15 protein-coding genes and 1 rRNA gene are annotated in these 19,862 nt (G+C 33.7%); all 16 read right to left on the bottom strand.

All coding sequences use genetic code 11. The annotated features are described in order from the left end of the window. Positions 1–205 (bottom strand): 16S ribosomal RNA (locus FS85_RS0113985); the annotation flags it as partial. Between the two features lie 576 nt (positions 206–781). Further along, positions 782–1,288: a DUF4252 domain-containing protein gene (locus FS85_RS0113995; RefSeq protein WP_010136993.1), complete on the bottom strand. Its 507-nt coding sequence runs from the start codon at positions 1,286–1,288 to the stop codon at positions 782–784. 3 nt (positions 1,289–1,291) lie between these two features. After that, positions 1,292–1,801: a hypothetical protein gene (locus FS85_RS0114000; RefSeq protein WP_010136994.1), complete on the bottom strand. Its 510-nt coding sequence runs from the start codon at positions 1,799–1,801 to the stop codon at positions 1,292–1,294. Continuing rightward, entirely contained in the window at positions 1,791–2,279 is a 489-nt protein-coding gene (locus FS85_RS0114005; protein ID WP_010136995.1) for an RNA polymerase sigma factor, read from the bottom strand. The genes FS85_RS0114000 and FS85_RS0114005 overlap by 11 nt, the downstream gene beginning before the upstream one ends. A gap of 5 nt (positions 2,280–2,284) precedes the next feature. Continuing rightward, a complete protein-coding gene (locus FS85_RS0114010; RefSeq protein WP_010136996.1) occupies positions 2,285–2,770 on the bottom strand; it encodes a DUF4252 domain-containing protein in 486 nt (161 codons plus the stop codon). A 193-nt stretch (positions 2,771–2,963) separates the two neighbouring features. Beyond that, positions 2,964–5,822, bottom strand: coding sequence for a right-handed parallel beta-helix repeat-containing protein (locus tag FS85_RS0114015; RefSeq protein ID WP_010136997.1), 2,859 nt, complete (start codon positions 5,820–5,822; stop codon positions 2,964–2,966). Positions 5,823–6,030: 208 nt separating this feature from the next. After that, on the bottom strand, positions 6,031–8,484 hold the full coding sequence (locus tag FS85_RS0114020) for a T9SS type A sorting domain-containing protein (protein WP_010136998.1): 2,454 nt from the start codon (positions 8,482–8,484) through the stop codon (positions 6,031–6,033). A gap of 385 nt (positions 8,485–8,869) precedes the next feature. Continuing rightward, a complete protein-coding gene (ppnP, locus tag FS85_RS0114025; protein WP_010136999.1) occupies positions 8,870–9,148 on the bottom strand; it encodes a pyrimidine/purine nucleoside phosphorylase in 279 nt (92 codons plus the stop codon). 65 nt (positions 9,149–9,213) lie between these two features. Next, the gene (locus FS85_RS0114030; protein WP_010137001.1) at positions 9,214–10,182 is read right to left on the bottom strand and encodes a family 16 glycosylhydrolase; all 969 of its coding nucleotides are present in this window, start codon (positions 10,180–10,182) and stop codon (positions 9,214–9,216) included. A gap of 2 nt (positions 10,183–10,184) precedes the next feature. Continuing rightward, positions 10,185–12,770 carry a glycoside hydrolase family 2 TIM barrel-domain containing protein gene (locus FS85_RS0114035; RefSeq protein WP_033194784.1) on the bottom strand — a complete coding sequence of 862 codons (2,586 nt, stop codon included), beginning with the start codon at positions 12,768–12,770 and terminating at the stop codon, positions 10,185–10,187. A 196-nt stretch (positions 12,771–12,966) separates the two neighbouring features. Beyond that, positions 12,967–14,742, bottom strand: a complete 1,776-nt coding sequence (locus FS85_RS0114040; RefSeq protein ID WP_010137004.1) for a cytochrome c oxidase subunit I — start codon at positions 14,740–14,742, stop codon at positions 12,967–12,969. A gap of 31 nt (positions 14,743–14,773) precedes the next feature. Further along, positions 14,774–15,838: a cytochrome c oxidase subunit II gene (locus tag FS85_RS0114045; RefSeq protein ID WP_010137005.1), complete on the bottom strand. Its 1,065-nt coding sequence runs from the start codon at positions 15,836–15,838 to the stop codon at positions 14,774–14,776. Between the two features lie 33 nt (positions 15,839–15,871). Next, positions 15,872–17,335, bottom strand: a complete 1,464-nt coding sequence (locus FS85_RS0114050) for a quinol:cytochrome C oxidoreductase (protein WP_010137006.1) — start codon at positions 17,333–17,335, stop codon at positions 15,872–15,874. Positions 17,336–17,357: 22 nt separating this feature from the next. Beyond that, positions 17,358–17,909 carry a c-type cytochrome gene (locus FS85_RS0114055; RefSeq protein WP_010137007.1) on the bottom strand — a complete coding sequence of 184 codons (552 nt, stop codon included), beginning with the start codon at positions 17,907–17,909 and terminating at the stop codon, positions 17,358–17,360. A 5-nt stretch (positions 17,910–17,914) separates the two neighbouring features. Beyond that, positions 17,915–18,442, bottom strand: a complete 528-nt coding sequence (locus tag FS85_RS0114060; RefSeq protein WP_010137008.1) for a DUF3341 domain-containing protein — start codon at positions 18,440–18,442, stop codon at positions 17,915–17,917. Next, entirely contained in the window at positions 18,432–19,832 is a 1,401-nt protein-coding gene (gene nrfD, locus FS85_RS0114065) for an NrfD/PsrC family molybdoenzyme membrane anchor subunit (RefSeq protein ID WP_010137009.1), read from the bottom strand. Before nrfD ends, FS85_RS0114060 begins: the two co-directional genes overlap by 11 nt. Between the last annotated feature and the right edge of the window lie 30 nt (positions 19,833–19,862).

Consider the following 19,862-nt stretch of genomic DNA (forward strand, 5'->3'; position numbering starts at 1 on the left):
TCAGAAAGATGCCTCTCCAACACACCATCAGGTATTAATCTCAGTTTCCCAAGGCTATCCCTATGTTTAAGGTAGGTTCTATACGCGTTACGCACCCGTGCGCCGGTCGTCGGCAGATTGCAAGCAACCCCCGCTACCCCTCGACTTGCATGTGTTAGGCCTGCCGCTAGCGTTCATCCTGAGCCAGGATCAAACTCTTCATCGTTATGTTTTTATATTATATCGATGTCAAAAAATCTATGGCGATACCGAAAAAAATTCAGTACCCATCCATGCGATCTACTCTTTAATTCGCGCTGTCAATTTCAAATTTCTCAATGAACTTCGCTACCTCAGTAGCGTTTGTTTTTCCCGCCTCAGCGGGGCTGCAAATGTAAGAATCTTTTTTCATTCCAAACAAACTTTTTTGAAAGTTTTTTAAAAGAAATTTTAAGCTCGAAATACTCGTTTTTAAAAAACAGCTTTGCTACTCTTCTCCCTGACCATCCGTCACTTAAACTCTTACCCTTACAATGAACTTTTGCTCTCTCAGTAAGTATGCCTTACTGCGTTTGCGGGTGCAAAGATACACAAGAATCTTAATTAAACAAGCAAAAAACTGTAAAAAATCAGAAAAAATATTTAACTACCTTAAAACAAGGTTTTTACTAATTAAACAAAAGTAATATTTAACGTTGTGAGGCAAAAAACAAACAAAATCTTTTCCTGTTTTGAAGAAACAAAACGGAACGGTAATGTAATCTAAAAAGTATTTTATGGATCAGAACCTAATTTAATCGTTCTACTTGGAAGTACTACCTTGAATTGCTCCTACGGATTTTGATATTTTAGAAACATTACTCAAATTGATATTTCCTGTGATATGAATTAACATATTGTCTTCTCCTCCACCCAACATTAAAAATTCAACTATCTTTCCATCCTTTTTCTTAACCATCATTTTTAATTGTTGGTCTTTTTCTTTAATAGACATTAGCGTAGTATACCCTTCAAAAGAAAATTGTCCCTCTATCTCTTTGAAAAAGTTTAATGACTTATTTAATTCCCCATCCTCTACCGTTAAGATTCTAATTGACTTTAATCCGTCTAAAGCTTTTTTAACATCTTTATCTACATCCTTTTTACTTTCCTTATCCATAAATAACGTAAGCATGTCCTGAGAAATTAAAACTGTAGAAAAGCCATCCTTGTCAGCATACTTATTAAATAGTTTATCTAAACTATCTTGTTGTGCTGTAGCTGTACTTATAGTAAATAGTGTTATGATTACTATATATATTGTTTTCATTATCTATTCTTTTAAATGAGTATCTATTCTATCTAAATAACTTAATGGACTTAAATGCTGTTCCATTTTATCTAATCTTGAAATTTTTCCCAATTCTGAATTCATCACTTTAGATACATAAAATAAAGTTTCTTTGGTAGTATTATAAGCCTCTTGCTCTTTATTAAAGATTTCAGCCAATATTAACGTTTCTTTCTCAGGCTGCTTATAAAACATCATAAACAACAACCAACTTGCAGCTATTGTTGTTGGAATCCATAATAGTTTTCTTATTTTGACTTTTTTATCAGACTGTTCACTAATTACACTTATAGTATCTGTTTCTAAAGAAGAAGGTACCACTAACTCCTCCTCTTGCTGGTTATAAGAAGAAAACATTTCTTTTTCTAGCTCGAATTTTGAATCATCAGGCAAAGTCAACAAAAGCTCTTTCAGCTTTTTCTCCTCCTCTAAAGAAGTTTCTCCTAGATAATACTTTTCTAGTAAAGACTCTATTTTTTCATTACAATCCATAACTATATATTTTCTTTAATTCTTCTCTTACTTTTTTTCTAGCAATAGATAGTGAAACCCTTATAGTATTCTGAGGCAAATCTAAAGCTTTAGATATTTCATCAAAACTAAACCCATCAACATCTCTTAGCTGTATTACTAACCTTTGCTTCTCTGGTAATGTCGCTATCACTTTTTTAACCAACATTACTTTTTCTGAAGATTCGTGATACTGCTCCGTTATTTTATGATGCTGTTGAACTTCGGTCTGCGTTTTCTGTAACCTTATCTTATCTAAACAAGCGTTTTTGGTTATTCTTATAACGTAAGCCTCTTTATTAAGAATTGTTTTCAGCTTATTCTTATCCTCCCATAACTTACAGTATACGGTTTGAACTATATCTTTAGCCAAATCCACATCATTTAGCAACCTATAAGAAAGCCTGTACATCTTTTCATTTAAAGGAAGTAACTCTTTTATAAATTGCTTTTTTGTCATTTGATCTATTTGCTAGTAGCTACAGAACTGCTGTTTATTTTTAAACCTTCTAGAACTTTCCCAAAGTTTCCAAAGTTTAAATCTCCTTCAATATAAACCATTGTATTCTCATCTCCACCTGTAATAATTAAAAACTCTGGTTTTCCTTTGTTCTTTTTCTTTTTAGCTATCAATACCTGAGTATCTTCTCCTTCTACATTTATTAGTTTGTCATATTTCTTTAAGCTTAGCTTAGAAACTACTTCTTTATAGAAATTCAACCCTTTATTTAATTTATCATCCTCGACAGTTAAAACTTTTATATTTCCGATGTTCATATTCTTTACATCTTTATCATCAGAAAAAGCCTGAATCATATCCCCTGAAACATTCACTGTAGTAAAACCGTCTTTGTCAGCATATTTCTCGAAAATTTTATCAAAACTTTTATTTTGAGCAAATCCAAAGGTTGTAAATAAAATAAAGATTGAAATGTTTAATACGTTTTTCATAATTACTAATTTTTAATGGTTGTTTATATCTAGAAGACGAACAACTATTCATTTTGTTAAATCAGAAAGTCACTTTTTTTCAAAAAAACAAATTACCCCTATAAATCCCAGAAGTTTGGTACATAAAAAAACAGAGTTTATAATGATATAAACTCTGTTTGGAAATATTTCAGTTCTATTTAGTGCTAAAATTTTATTCTTGTTTAATAATCTTGACAACCTTAGGCTCTCCGTAATTTATTTTCACAAAATAAACTCCATAGGCAAACTGTGATAAATCAATATCTATCTGATTCTTGGTATACATCTTTCTAAGCAACAATGTAGACTGCATATTGTACACCTCTACTCCAACTTGATCTACACTAGAATCGGGTAAAGAAATCGTAATATTTCCTTTGGTAATGGTTGGGTAAACAACTACCCTATCTGTTAACAATACTCTTTTATTTAATTCTCCTTCACAATCTTTATCTGAAATAACATTTACAGAGTCTCCATGATTGGCATTCACAACAAATGAAGAAGCTTCTGTTTGAAGTACTTCTTTGTTATTTACTAATACGTGATAAGGTTTTGTACCACCATCAACATTAAATTCAACAAGTCCATTAGAAGCTACTTTTGCACTACCAGAAACTACGACACTTTTAGGAACTATAACCTCAAAGCAACTATCATCAGCTAATTCTGGTGCTGTTATACAGAAAGTGTATGTTTTTGGTTCTAAATCAGAGATTTCTAATTCATTGGTAAACGAGTAATCTTCACCATTTATAGTTACACGATAAGACAAAGGCTCTTTAGCAGTTATTTTAATTTTTCCATTGTTAGCATCTGGACAAAACTCACCTGTTGTTTGAATAGAAATATTATCATTTCCATAGTCTAGTTTGTCTAAACCAAAGAATGAATTGATTGTTAAATCAGATCCTGCATTTAGCACTCTATTTCTTAACTCAGGAGTATTCCCTTCCAAAGCTCCTAAAGCCGGACTTGAAGAAGTTGTGATATTGGGTATTATAGTTCCTCCACTATTAAAAGGTGAATCTGACCTTAGCCTAAAGTCTCCATTAGTGACATCTTCAAAATGAGCATTTGCATTAGAAATTGCTTGATTGGTTTTTACTGTAATTTGATAATTTAAAGGTGATTGTGCAGCTTTTTGAGCAAATACAGAAAGATCAGGCTCATCAATATTAGAAACTGAATTAATTTTACCTTGCATATAAAGGTTATTTGTCATCTCCAAATTTTCAGTTAACCCTGTTTCTGTTCGATGCCAAAAAGTTAAAAACTTATCATAATTCCAAAAGGTATTGTTGTAATAACCCATTTTAATATCAATCAACTTATCTCGTGGTCCTAAGTATAACATCTTACCATCACTCTGCGGATTATTAGAAGCCCCTCTTTTACTTTTGTAATTATCTCCTTTTATATTATAAGCTAGATTATGGTGAACCGTATAATTGTGTACATCTTCTAAATAAAATGCTACCACTGTTTGCCTTTTATAACCAGGAGTGGTGTCATAAGCAGGAATTCCAACCAGATCATGAACTTTATTATAAGCTATTTCAGTTCCTTGCATATCAAGTCCTTTAGGCCCTGGTTTGCCCGTACTTGTAAACATAATAGCACCTGCATCTTCTCCCATAGCCATGGCTTCTGCAAAATCATTATCTGTAATTTTTGCGTAAACCGATTCTGTGGTTCGAATATGAAACCTAGATGCTTTTCCTAATGTATTGTTTGTAATGGTGCTATTTTTTCCATTGTTCCAAACAGCAACCATAAATTGTCCCATCCAACCAATTTGTTCAATTGTACAATTATTAATTATTGTGTTTTCGCAATTGTCATCAATAATAATTCCGCCTGTCCACGTGTGTGCTATATAACAACTATCAAAAGTGGTATTATCAGCATTATCTAATACAATTCCTTCTTTTAATACTCCATAAGTTCTTCGGTACTTGTAAGGGTATAAATAGGTAAACGTACAATTTTGTGCTCTAAAATTTCTTGCATTTTTAATTTGAACAGCCGATGCTTGTATGTGAATATTTTTTACAGTAACATCGTTCGCACCAACTAACAATCCAAATTCTCTTTTTTTTACTTCGATGGTTTTATTTGCTAACGTTCCTCCAATGGGTTTGTAATACAATGTGTTTTCTGATTTTTTAAAAAACCACTCTCCTTCTATATCTAAAACAGACAAATCCATAATGTATCCAAATCCTTCGGGCTGTGTGTATGCATCTGTTTTTCCCCAGGAATTTCCTTGAGTATTTTTTGCCTTAAACGTTACCAATCTATTTCCTGCTCTGGTAACCTGTCCTCCATCTTGAGAATACGAAAAGATATTGTTTCTTAACTTCCCTATAAATCCACGGATGATGGCTTCGTCTGTAAATGCTACATTCGGAATTTCTGGAATTCCTTCATGACTAGAAAACGTAACTTGTCCTGTTTGATCAGTTCCTGCAGGTTTGCTAGCATTTAATAAAATTGCAAAACCACTTTGTGGATTGGTAGGACTCATCATTTCACTATGCTTACCAACCATATATTTTTTAACAGAAGTGGTATTGTTTGGATACCTTGCTATTTGCTGCAATACACCATTAACAAATAATTGAGTAAAATCTGTTTCTACATCGTTTTTATTCAGTGTGGTTTTATAAACTCCTGCCCTTTGCGAATCTGCCTGCCAACTAGAACCAGGAATAAGATCGGTTCCTGTTATGAACACTTTTTCTTGCTCAAAAGGAAGTAAGGTTACGTTACTAATATTTATAGTAACTGTTTCTCTATACACACCTTGATGTATTACAATTATATCTCCAGAATGTACCAAATCATTACTAAAAACATAAGAGATGGTGAGATAAGGAGCGGATTTATTTCCTCTTCCATTAAGAGCATCTACTCCATTTTTGGCCACATGTATCTCTGCAGAAAAACATGTAGAGCCATAAAAAAGTAATGCCCAAAAAACATTCTTTATTGAGCTATTTTTTTGAAACTGGCCAAATATCTTCATTTTATTATTTTTTGATTTCATCAAATTTACTGATAACCTTTGCATAGACCTAAAAACAAAAACTTATGAAAACACAACAAATACATCAATTAAAGTAAAAATTAGCAAAACAACTTTACAAAAACTTTATTTTTCTTTTGATGAAATAAATTATAAAAACCAGAAGTGCTAAAACTTCTGGTTTTTCTATTTATAGTTTTCGTTACGATTATTTAATTAATTTTTTTACGATGCTTCCTTCATCATGCTGAATGGTTAAAAAATAAATTCCTGATGCAAAATTACTTGTATTCAAATTTATATTTTTTGCCGTAGTTTGTTCAGAAAATACTTGCAAGCCATGGGTGTTGTATATGCTTAACGTAACTGCTCCTTTTATATCCTTGCTTAACAAAATAGTCAACGAGTTTTTAAAAGGGTTAGGACTAACCAAAGTCGTAGTTGAATTTTGGGACAGCAGCTCTGGTTGACTTTTTATTGGATTTGCAGCACTATTAAAAGAACTTGCATCTAAATTAGACCCTGCATTAAACACTCTTTCTTTCCACCAATTGGTATCTCCTTCCCAAGCTCCTATAGTTGGATTTGCTTCTCTAGTAATACCTGAAATCACTAAACCTCCAGAGTTGTAAGACGAACCAGATTTTAATCTAAAGTTTCCATTGCTTGCATCTACATAATGATCGCTTGCTGTGTTTACTGTTTTGTTTTTTCCAGTAGTAATGTTATAGTTTAGGGGTGCGCTGGCTACTTCTTGAGAAAATGTAAACAAGCTTTCTTCTTCTACACTATTATCACCAGCACTTACAATAGATGGTTTTCCTTGCATTAAAATGTTGTTTTTAAATTCTAAGTCATTAACACCTCCACCATCATGCTGCCAAAATGTTAAAAAGTAATCGTAGTTCCAACATGTATTGTTGTAATAATCCATCTTTCTAGTTAAGTTTCTATTTCTTGGCCCAAGGTACATAACATCTCCTTTGCTTTGTGTTTCGATAGGAGTAACTCCATCACTCTTAAGTCTTTTACTAGTATATGTATCTCCTTTAATATTGTATATTAAATTATGATGTACTGTATAATTATCTACATCTTCTAAATACAAACCAACTACTTTTTGCCTGTTGTAATTTGGATTGGTATCATATGCAGGAATTCCATGAATGTCGTGAATTTTATTCCAAGCAATTAAAGTTCCGTTCATGTTTAGCTGTGCTGTTTTTCCTGTGCTTGTAAACATAATAGAACCTGCATCTTCTCCCATAGACATCGCTCCATAAAAATCATTGTCTGTAATTTTCATGTATACCGATTCTGTAGTTCTGATGTGAAAACGAGATGCTTTTCCAAACGTATTGTTTGTAACCGTGGTATTGTTTCCATTGTTTAATAGTGCTACAGTAAACTGTCCCATCCAACCTATATCTTCTATAATTGAATTGTTAATTGTGGTATTGCTTGAATCGTCCTCTACGATAATTCCACTTCCCCAAGTGTGTCCGATGTAACAGTTTTCAAAGGTAGTGTTGTCCGCATTGTCTAGCATAATTCCTTCTTTTAGCACACCATAAGATCTACGATAGTGAAATGGAAACAAATAAGTAAATGTACAATTGCTTGCGGTTAAGTAATTGGCATTTTTTACTTCCATTGTTGCTGCTTTTATATGTAGGTTTTCTAAACGAACATTGTTGGCTTGAATTTTAAAAGCAAATTTTCTTCTTTTTACCTCAAAGTTTTTTCCGTTTACCGTTCCTCCTTCGGGCTTGTAGTATAGTTTATTTTCTGTTTGTTTGTAAAACCACTCTCCTTCTATGTCTAAAACAGACAAATCCATCACGTACCCAAACCCTTCTGGAGCAGTATAAGCATCCGAAGCTGCCCAAGAGTTTCCTTGTGTGCTAAAAGATTTAAACGTTACCATTCTATCATTGTTACCGCTTGCTCTTGTTACTTGACCTCCGTCTTGAGAATAAGAGAAAATATTATTTCTCAATTTTCCTATAAACCCTCTCAATACTGCCTCGTTTGTAAATGTTACATTAGGAAGTTTTGGAGTTCCATCATGCCAAGAAAAAGTTACTTGACTTGTTGCGTTTGCTCCTGAAGGTTTGCTAGCATTTAACAATACTGCAAAACCTGTTTTTTGATCTAATGGATTCATCATTTCCCTGTTAGTTCCCGAAACATAGTTTTTATAGGGAGACGTATTGTTGGGAAATCTAGCTATTTGTTGATGAACTCCATCCACAAAAAGTTGTGTAAAATCGGTTTCAACGTCACTTTTGTTTAAGGTCATTTCAAAAATTCCATCTCCATCGTTATCATTCCAGCTACTCGCCCCATACCAATTGGCTCCAGAAATAACAACATTGTCATTTTCATTGGCTTTAATAGTTACATTGGCTACGTTTACAGTAACAGTTTCTCTGTACACCCCTTCATGTACAATGATTACATCTCCAGAACTTATTAGATTGTTGGTGCTACTGTCATTATTAAAAATGTAGCTAATTGTTTTATAAGGAGCTGATGAAGCACCTCTTCCCGACAAGGCATTGGTTCCGTTTTTGGCTACATGAATTTCTTTTGCAAATAATGGCAGGCAAAAAATGAGTCCCATAACAGCTGTCCACTTTTTGAGTACTAAATGTTTCATTTTTATTATAGTTTTTAAGTTAGTATTTCTAAACTATAACTTTGTACTCTTAATTAAAGACAATTATGGTTAATCCCTATATGTTTATTTTTTCTCTAGTTGTCATCTTTTGATAATCCTAAGCTTTTGAAAGACATATCTAGTTTCCTTTTTCAGAAAATAAAGTAGTTGTATAGTCTAAAAACTAAAAAAATCAACAAAAAACAACTTAAAAAAAATAGAATCAGCGATTAAAGAGCTAAAAAAATTAATATATAGTAATTTTTTTAGCTTATTGTCAATACATATTCTGTATTTCTTTTGTGATGAAATACCCAAAAAATTGTGCATAAAAAAACGTCAACCATAAATGATTGACGTTTTTTAATTGTTTAGAAACTAAGTTCTATTGGTATTTACACAAGTATGAAGTTTGTTCTACTACTTTTACTTGGAATTTTTCGTTAGCTTCTATTTGGTAAGCTTCCCCCGCTTTGTAAGTTACCCATTCTATAGATCCTGGCAATTTAACTGTCATTTCTCCTTCTATTACATTCATTGTTTCATGCAAAGCTGTTGAAAATTCGTATTCACCTGGTTCCATAACTCCTAAAGTAGATTTTCCATCGTTAGCGTATCCTAGTGATTTAACGTTACCGTTAAAGTATTCATTTGCTATAATCATTTATTTCTTTTTTAAGTTCAGCTACAAAAGTATTGAAAATATAAGGATTTCACCAATTATTAGCCCTAGTTCCTCTTTTGCCAAACACGAATATAATCAATTTCAAAATCCATATATCCTCCTTGCTTCTGAGATTTGGTTCCATTTAATGTCAACTCTTCTTTACTTTCAGGCATTCCATTCCACGAAAATATTTCCATATCTAGCCAAAGATGAATAGGATTGGTAGCTACATACCCATTGTAATCATCGGCTACTTTTCTGTTTTTCTTTGCCCACTGGGTAGCTTGTTCTGCTGTTACTGATGAAAATAATTTCCCATCAATGTAATATTTAATTCCTTTCTCATTCCACTCAATCCCATAAATATGAAAATCATCAGCTCCACGGAAGCCCATATCTTTTTTCTCGGTATAAGAAGGTTTTCCTCTTAGATTTTTCCAGTCTCTTATAGACCACCAAAGTTGTCTATCCAAATGTTCTTTTCCTTTATCTCTACCATCTCCAAACATTTCAAAAAAATCGAACTCTATGTTTTTCCCCATAGACCAAAACCCACTGGTAATTTCGGCATCTATGGCTTTGCTTCTTATTTCTATGTATCCATATTTAAATGCTTTTCTGTTGATAAAACACGCTGTGGTTATATTTTCATAAGGTAAAGGATCTCCAAACACAGGCTTTCTGATTTCATCACTAAAAGGAAAATCGGGTTCCCAACGAGCTTCTAGTTTTAAGATCCCGTCTTCTAAACGGTAGTTACGCCCCGAAAATTGAGAAGGAGCCCTACCTTTCCATACTTTTTTATTAGGTTTGTCTGGATGTTTGTAAAAAGGCTTTCCGGTGTCATCAAATTTCCCTACAATATACCATCGGTCTTCATCTATTTCTTTAGCATTAAACTCATCACTAACTTCTTTATTATATTCCCATTTTTTCGTATTATCAGGATCTGATGTTGGTAAATGTTGTGCATTTAGCGTGGATAATGCACAAACAACAACCATTAACAAACAACTAGTTTTACATTTCATTTTTATTGATTTTTATTTCTGTTTTGTTCAATTTCTATCTTTATAGCTTTAGAAACAATAGTTCCGTTTTTATTTTTTGCTACAATTGTTACCTCCGATGGTGTTTTAGTAGCCTGAATGGCTAGCAAACATTGACCAAAATTAGTAGCAACAGTTTTGTTTTTAAAGTTTGTTATTTTGGTGCTATCTCCGCAATCTGTTCCTAAAAAACGGTGTGCTCCTGTAATTTCAAATGTAATTTCATCTTCTTGATATTTTACTGAATTTCCTTTTTTATCTACCAATTGTGCAACCAAATGAACAACATCTGTATTGTTAGCTCTAATTTTAGTCTTGTCTGGGTTTAGTACAATTCCTTTTACCACACCAACTGTTTTTAACTCAACTTGAGTCCTTTTTCCGTTTTTGCTTCCTTTAGCCAACAACCTTCCATTTTTGTATGTTGTAGCCCATTTATACGTATAGTCCTCTTGATTTTTTAAGTATTGCTTCCCCAATGATTTTCCATCCTGAAATAGTTCTACCCAATCGCAATTAGAATATACTTCTACAATAGTATGTGTACCTTTTTTGTAATTCCAATAAGGATTTACTTTTTGCCACTCTCTAGGTGCTAGTTCCCAATAACCTTTTTTCTTTTCAACAACTTTTCCTGATGTTGTTTTCTTGTAGATAGATTTATCTTCGGTTTGAGTATACATACTTATCACGGGAATATCGTCTCTCCACAATGCTTTGAACATGTAATAAGAACCTCTTGGAAAACCTGCCAAATCTAGAGGGCCATGAGTAGTTGCTTTTTCGGGCCAATTGTTAGCTCTTTTTTCTCCCATATAATCTACTCCTGTCCATAAAAACAATCCTGGAATAAAATCACGTTCTAACACCGCTTTCCACTCGTACCAACGAGGAACATTTTCGGTTCCCATCATGGCTTTGTTGGGATACGTTTTTTTAAAATAATCATATTTGTGAGGTTTGTAACTATAACCAACAACATCTAACACATCGGTATATCCTGTTTCAAAACTAGAAGTAGGAAGAATACAATTTGCTGTAACAGGTCGGGTAGTGTCCATTTCTCTTGTCCAATCTGCCAATTTCTTTGCAGTTGTACCTATATTAAACGTTTGTTCTGGAAAATTTTTCCAAAATTGTCGTACCTGTTCTGGTGTATGTGGTGGAACATTGGTTCGCCACAGAGTCCAGTCTATTTTATCGTCTTTATTAGTTTCTTTAAAAATTCCTGTTGCTCCTCTGTTTCCAGGATACGTCCATTCAATCTCATTCCCTATACTCCATTGAAAAATACTTGGATGGTTGCGACTAGATTTTACCGTGTTTTTTAAATCTTTTTCAGCCCACAATTGAAAATGTTCCGAATGCCCACGTGTAATATAATCTATCTCTTTGTCATGCATATTATAGCGCTTGTCTTTCGGCAAATCCCACTCGTCATAAAATTCATTCTGCACTAAAATCCCTAGTTCATCACACAAATCCAAAAATTCGTCCGATGCTGGATTATGGGCAGTTCTGATAGCATTGGTTCCTCCTTCTTTCAACAGCTGTAATCTTCTTTTCCAAACATCTTTAGGAACAGCAGCACCCACCATTCCTGCATCGTGATGCAAACAAACTCCTTTTATTTTTCTATTTTTTCCATTCAGGTAAAAACCTTTGTCTTTATCAAAATGGATGCTACGTATTCCAAAGCGAGTTGTTCTTGCTTTTGTTATTTTTTTATCAAAATGAATGGATGTTTTTGCTTTGTATAAAAATGGAGCATCTACGTCCCACAATTTAGGATTTTGGATATTGATAAACTGACGTACTTTTTTTTGTTGATTAGATGATAGCTCAAATTTATTCTCTATAATCTCTACAACATTGTCCTTGTCATCAATAATTTGAGTGAGCAATGTTCCTTTTTTGGTAGACTTATACTCATTTTTGATTTCTATTTCTAACTGAATTGTTGCTAATTTTTCATCTACTTTTGGAGTAGTTACAAAAGTACCCCAAACAGGTATATGCAATTTATCTGTAACAACCATTTGCACATTTCTGTAAATACCTGAACCCGTATACCATCTAGAATCTGCATAACGGCTGTGATCTACTCTTACAGACAATCTGTTTTTTTGACCTTTAGGTGCTAGTAAATCTGTTAAATCGTAAAAAATGGGTGCATAACCAAAAGGATGATTTCCGATACGCATTACGTTGATCCAAAACTCAGCATTGTTGTACACTCCATCAAACAAAATAAAGCACTTCTGGTTTTTATCAATACTTGTCTCAAAAATTTTACTATACCATCCAATTCCTCCAGGCATAAATCCTGTAGCACCTTCTAAGTTTTTAGAAAAGTCCATTTCTATAGACCAATCATGTGGCAAATCTAACTTTCTCCAGCTTGATGGTTCATAGGTAGTAAGTGGATAATTTTTACTATCTGATAAGGTAAAGTACCAATCATCATTAAAACTTGTTGTTCCTAACTTTTGTGCTTGTAATAAATAGTGATTGGTTGTAAGTAGTACAACTAACAAAATCGTTTTGAGAGTTAAAAAAAAGTGTTTCATCAATATACGAATTAATCTATCAAATATTTACTAGTTATAATTCGTGTAAACTTACAATACAACACTATTCAATCCTATTTATGGACAATAACTGAATTTGAATAGTCAATGGAGTACTTTTAAAAAAAGTATAAAAAAAAACTAGGTTTCTAAAAAATATAGAAACCTAGTTTTGTGTATATCGCTTACCGTTTACTTAAGACTCTTGTTCTCCTGGTTTTAACGGTACTGTTTGCATAATGTAATCTTCTCCGAAAATGTATTCTCCGTTTTCATCTACTTTGCTGTAGTCATATGGCCAACGGTACACTTCTGGTATTTCACCTGGCCAGTTTCCATGTACGTGTTCTACTGGTGTTGTCCACTCTAAAGTAGTAGCTCTCCATGGGTTTTGAGATGCTTTTTTTCCTTTGTAAATACTCATAAAGAAGTTTACTAAGAAAACAATTTGTGCAGCTCCACCAATCAACGCAAAAACAGTCATTACTTGGTTTACGTTTGCTAAATCATCAAATAACGGGAAGTTTGTGTTGGTGTAATATCTACGTGGTAATCCTGCCAATCCGATAAAGTGCATTGGGAAGAAAACTCCATAAGCTGCTACTGCAGTAATCCAGAAGTGAACATATCCTAAAGTTTTGTTCATCATTCTTCCATACATTTTAGGGAACCAGTGGTAAATACCAGCATACATTCCGTAGATAGCAGATACTCCCATTACTAAGTGGAAGTGAGCCACTACAAAGTAAGTATCGTGTACATTAATATCCAAAGCAGAATCTCCTAATACAATTCCTGTTAATCCTCCTGTAATAAAGGTAGAAACCAAACCAATAGAAAACAGCATTGCAGGGTTAAATTGCAAGTTTCCTTTCCATAAAGTAGTTATATAGTTAAATGCCTTTACTGCTGATGGAATTGCAATTAACAAAGTGGTAAAGGTAAACACAGACCCTAAGAATGGATTCATTCCTGATATAAACATGTGGTGTCCCCATACAATTGTTGATAAAAACGCAATGGCCATAATAGAACCAATCATAGCACGGTATCCAAAGATAGGTTTACGTGAGTTGGTTGATATAATTTCTGAAGTTAATCCTAAAGCAGGTAACAATACAATGTATACCTCTGGGTGACCTAAGAACCAAAATAAATGTTCAAACAATACTGGTGAACCTCCTTGGTAGTTCAACACCTCTCCTCCGATAAAAATATCAGATAAATAGAACGAAGTACCAAAACTTCTATCAAAAATTAACAACAATGCTGCTGATAACAATACTGGGAAAGAAACTACACCAATAATAGCTGTAATGAACAATGCCCACATGGTTAACGGCAATCTTGTCATTTTCATTCCCTTTGTTCTTAAGTTAAAAATGGTTACAATATAGTTTAATGAACCTATTAAAGATTGTGCAATAAATAAAGCCATAGAAACCAACCATAATGTCATACCCAAACCAGAACCTGGAATTGCTTGTGGCAATGCAGATAAAGGAGGATAAATAGTCCATCCTGCTGATGCTGGTCCTGCTTCTACAAATAAAGATACAACCATAATGATACAAGAAATGAAGAACAACCAGTAAGATAAGCAGTTCATAAATCCTGATGCCATGTCACGTGCACCAATTTGTAACGGAATTAATAAGTTAGAGAAAGTACCACTTAATCCTGCTGTTAATACAAAGAAAACCATAATGGTACCGTGAATAGTTACCAAAGCTAAGTAAATATCCGGTTTCATTACCCCTGCTTCAGACTGAAAACGTTCAGGTAAAAATGCTTCTATAATAGAGAATGATTGCTCTGGCCATGCTATTTGTAATCTAAATAACAAAGACATTAATACTCCTATCACCCCCATGATCATACCAGTTACTAAAAACTGCTTTGAAATCATTTTGTGATCAAAACTAAAAATGTATTTAGTTACGAAAGTTTCTTTATGATGATGTTCTGACATAATAAATTCTTTTTATTGATTCTAACAGTTCTTATAACTTGAATAATTCTTTAGCTGTTTTTTGTTGATTCAACCAGATTAAATAGTCTTTTTCTGATTCTACAACAATTTTCATTTGCATATTGTAGTGAGAAGGTCCACAAATTTTATTACATAATAACAAATAATCAAACTCATAAGGCTCTTCTCCTTTTGCCTGACGAACTTTGTTTACGCTAGCAACTTTTCTTTGTACATCTTTACGCTCTCTCATTTCCTCGGTAGTGTACTTTGGTGTAAAACCAAATTCAGTAACCATTCCAGGAACACAGTTCATTTGAGCTGTAAAATGTGGCATATAAGCAGAGTGCAATACATCTTGCGAGCGAAACTTAAATACTACTTTTTTTCCTACTGGTAAATGTAACTCTCTTACGGGAATATCGTCTGCAGATTTTGCATCAGATAAATCGATTCCCATGCTGTTTGCACCTTCAATAAATCGAACATTTCCACGTCCTAACTCATTGTCTCTTCCTGCATATCTTGCTTCCCAAGCAAATTGTTTTGCGTATACTTCTACAACTATTGCATCGTCTCCTTCTAAGTCTGTAACGTCATTCCAAATAGACAATCCATATAAAATCAATACAGCCAAAACAACAGTTGGTATGGTTGTCCATATCAATTCTAGCTTATGAGAATCTGCAAAGAACGTTGCTTTTCTTCCTTTAATTCCCCTGTATTTGTATGCAAAGAAATACAATAAGGCTTGAGTGATAAATTGTACAACTCCGATTAATACAAAAGAGATTGTGTATAAATTATCGTAATCTTCACCTTCTACAGATGCAGATCCTGGTAACATAATGTCGTGTAAGAAAATTAAACAGTATCCCATCATAAGATACAATCCTATCAAAAAGATAAAAAATAATTTTCCTTGAATATCATTGTCCTTTTCAGTTGCAAAAGGATTATCATATTCCTCTAAACTGCTTACTTGTTTCCCTTCTTTAAGGTCTTTTATTAGTGTTCTGTAAGAAAGTAGTTTGTTTACTTGCCAAATTCCAATGGCAAAGGCAACAGCTACGAAAAAATAAAATAAAGCTAACATAATTCTGTTTTAATTTTTTTGCAAATGTAACGATTAATGATATTCGAAATGCTCACTTTCGTGTAAAAATGGATTTCCTTTAGTGATTAATGGAGCTTTACTTAATGTTGTAAATACTGCATAGATGAACATCCCTAAGAAAAATAATACACTCCCAATTTCAGTAAATCCGAATCCCCATTGATCTCCAACAGTCGCTGGCATGATTAAAACAAAAACATCAATGTAGTGACCTACTAAAATAATGGTACCTGTAGCTAATACAATTTGTGGAATTCTCTTAAACTTACTGTTTACTAGTAATAAAACAGGCAATATAAAGTTTAAAGGAATCATTCCTAAGAACAATAACTTGTAATCTTCAAAACGTTGGATGTAGTACACAGTTTCTTCTGGCATATCTGCATACCATATCAACATAAATTGTGCAAACCATAAATACGTCCAAAAGATAGAGAATCCAAACATAAATTTAGCTAAGTCATGTAAGTGGCTATCATTTACAATTTCTAAATATCCTTTAGATTTTAAATAAACTGTAACCATTGCAATTAAAGTGATTGCTGCTGCTAAAAATGTTGCCAATACATACCATCCAAACAATGTAGAGAACCAGTGTGGATCTAATCCCATAATCCAGTCCCAAACTGACATAGATGAAGTAAAGATAAAAAAGGCCAAGAAACCAACTCCAAAGTGGTAGTTTTTCTTGTAGTGAAATAAATCAGTTGCGTTATCTTGTGCTAAAGAATGTTTTCTATTTAGGAATCTAAATACATTCCATCCCACTAAATAAATAATACTAAAAATCAACCATCTTGGGGTATTTAGCCATCCTGATTTGTTAGCTATGATAGCATCAAAATTAGGTGATGTTGGGTCTGTTACTCCTTCTGTCATCCACACAAACAAATGATTTGCTCCCATGGCTGTTAAAATTAAGAAAATGATAAAAATTACAGACACATACGGTAAAAATCCTGAGATTCCCTCCATTACTCTAAACAATACAATAGACCATCCTGCTTGTGCTACTCTCTGGATATTTAAGAATGCAAACACAACTACTGTAATAAAGGTAAAGAAGAATAAAGCTACAAAAAATGCTGCCCATGGTCTATTTTGTAATTGGTGCAAAACATGAGCTAAATGATGATCTCCGTGTGTTTCTTGGTGATGTACTTCTTCTTTGTGTGCAGCTTTTTTATCATGACCATGTGAAGCTTGATGTTTATCTGCTGTGTGATGAGCCTCTTTTGCAGGAGCATCATGTCCGTGTTTTTCTTCTTTGTGGGTATCTGCTTCAACATGTGCTTTGGTATCATGACTTGTTTCAGCATGTGCTCCATGAGCACCGTGTGATGCTTGATGTGCTAATATTTCTGCTACTTCAGCTTCTGTGCTTGGTGCAGATACAAATCCAATAACTATACCTATGAAACCAATTACCATTAAGGCAATAGCCGATATTTTTAATTTACTTGAAAATTGATACATAATCTATCTAATTGTTTGGTAATTATTTTAACAAGTTGTTTCTTAGTTCTTGAACGTATCCTACAACCAACCAACGTTCTGTTTCTGTTAATTGAGAAGCGTGAGACCCCATCATATTTTTACCATGCATAATTACGTGGTATATGCTTCCTTCTGTAATGTCTCTATCTTTGTAATTAGGAATTCCTAAAAACTTCTCTCTTTTTACTAAGTCTCCTTGTCCATCTCCTTTTTTACCATGACAAACAGAACAGTAAATAGTATACAATTCTTTTGCTTTGTTACTGTCTAAATCCTCTGCTGTTAATGGAGATTTTAAATTTGCTTTTGCTGCTTCGTATCCTTCATTTGTATCAGGATATTCGTAAGGAACATGTCCTCTAGAAATGGTTCCTGCTACAGGTTTTTGTGCTTCAATTCCATTTTCAAAAACGGTACTTTCTGCGTAAGGTTCTCCAGCTACAGAGCGATACATGTCTGGCATGTACTGAAGGTTACGCTTCGTTTTATCACATGATGTAAATACTAATGCTGCTACTGCTAAAACTGCTGTAATGTTGAATAATCTACTCATGATGCTTAGTGCTTTTCAATTACTTTAATCTCAACAGCATTGGTTGTATTTAACAAAGCTGTTAATTCTTCTTCGTTATCGTGTACAGGTATTTCCATTAAGAAAATATCGTCTGTTGTTCTTGGATCTGGATTTTCTGCTTCTTTAAAAGGCCATATTCTACTTCTCATGTAAAATGTAATAACCATTAGGTGAGCTGCAAAAAACACGGTTAATTCAAACATAATAGGAACAAACGCAGGCATGTTTAAAATCCATGAAAAGTTAGGTTTTCCTCCAATATCTTGTGGCCAATCTTCAATCATCATGTAATTGGTCATCCACACAGCAAAAGAAAGACCTGTTAATCCGTACAAAAAGGCACAAATTCCTAATCTACTTCTTTCAAGACCTAATAATTTGTCTAATCCGTGAACAGGAAACGGTGTAAAAACTTCTTCAATATGATGATCTGCCTTTTTTACTGTTTTAACGGCATCCATTAAAACATCGTCATCATTGTATAATGCGTGTATAACTTTATTAGTGCTCATTGTTTCCGTCTCTTAATTTTTTATAATTCTCTCCTGATGATTTCAAAATCGTTTTTACTTCTGCCTGTGCAATTACTGGGAATGTTCTGGCATATAGCAAGAACAATACAAAGAAGAATCCTATTGTTCCTACAAACACACCTACATCTACAAAAGTAGGTTCAAATCTTGTCCAAGTAGATGGTAAGTGACCTTTACTTAATACGATTGCAATAATGTCAAAACGTTCGAACCACATTCCGATGTTGATTGCGATAGAAACTAAGAAAGAAACGATGAAACTTCTTCTAAACTTTTTAATCCATAATACTTGAGGAATCAAGATATTAAAGATAATCAACGACCAGAAAGCCCATCCGTAAGGCCCTGTTGCTGCTCCTACAGACATATATGTATAGTTTTCGTAAGGCGATCCTGTGTACCATGCAATAAAGAACTCAGATGCATAAGCTACTGCTACTATTCCTCCTGTTAAGATAATAACGATGTTCATATATTCCACGTGCAAACGTGTGATATAGTTTTCTAAGTTGGTCACTTTTCTCATGACTCCTAATAATGTTTGTACCATGGCAAACCCTGAGAAGATTGCCCCAGCCACGAAGTAAGGAGGGAATATTGTTGAGTGCCATCCTGGGTTAATAGAGGTAGCAAAGTCAAAAGATACAATAGTGTGTACAGAAAGTACCAACGGTGTTGCTAAACCGGCTAACACTAACGATACTTCTTCAAAACGTTGCCAATCTTTAGCTCTACCAGACCATCCGAAAGATAACAAAGCGTATATTTTCTTTTGGAAAGGCTTAACAGCTCTATCGCGAATCATTGCGAAATCTGGAAGTAATCCTGTCCACCAGAACACTAACGAAACCGATAAATAGGTAGAGATTGCAAATACGTCCCACAATAAAGGTGAGTTAAAGTTTACCCATAAAGATCCAAATTGGTTTGGAATAGGTAATACCCAATAACCGTTCCATGGACGTCCCATGTGGATAATTGGGAACAAACCTGCTTGGAATACAGCAAAAATGGTCATGGCTTCTGCAGAACGGTTAATTGCCATTCTCCATTTTTGACGGAATAATAAAAGTACAGCTGATATCAATGTTCCTGCGTGACCAATACCTACCCACCATACAAAGTTGGTAATATCCCAAGCCCATCCTATGTTCTTGTTCAATCCCCACACTCCAATTCCAGTTCCAACGGTATATAAAATACAACCGATTCCCCACAAAAATGCGACCAATGCAATTGTAAATGCGATGTACCAATTTTTATTTGCCTTACCCTCTATTGGTTGTACAATATCTAATGTGATATCGTGATAACTCTTATCCCCTAAAACTAAAGGTTCTCTAATGGGTGCTTCGTAATGAGACGACATATAATTAATTTTAAATTTTAGTTATTCCTT

It is taken from the genome of Ochrovirga pacifica (assembly GCF_000220525.1).
GTDB lineage: Bacteria > Bacteroidota > Bacteroidia > Flavobacteriales > Flavobacteriaceae > Ochrovirga > Ochrovirga pacifica.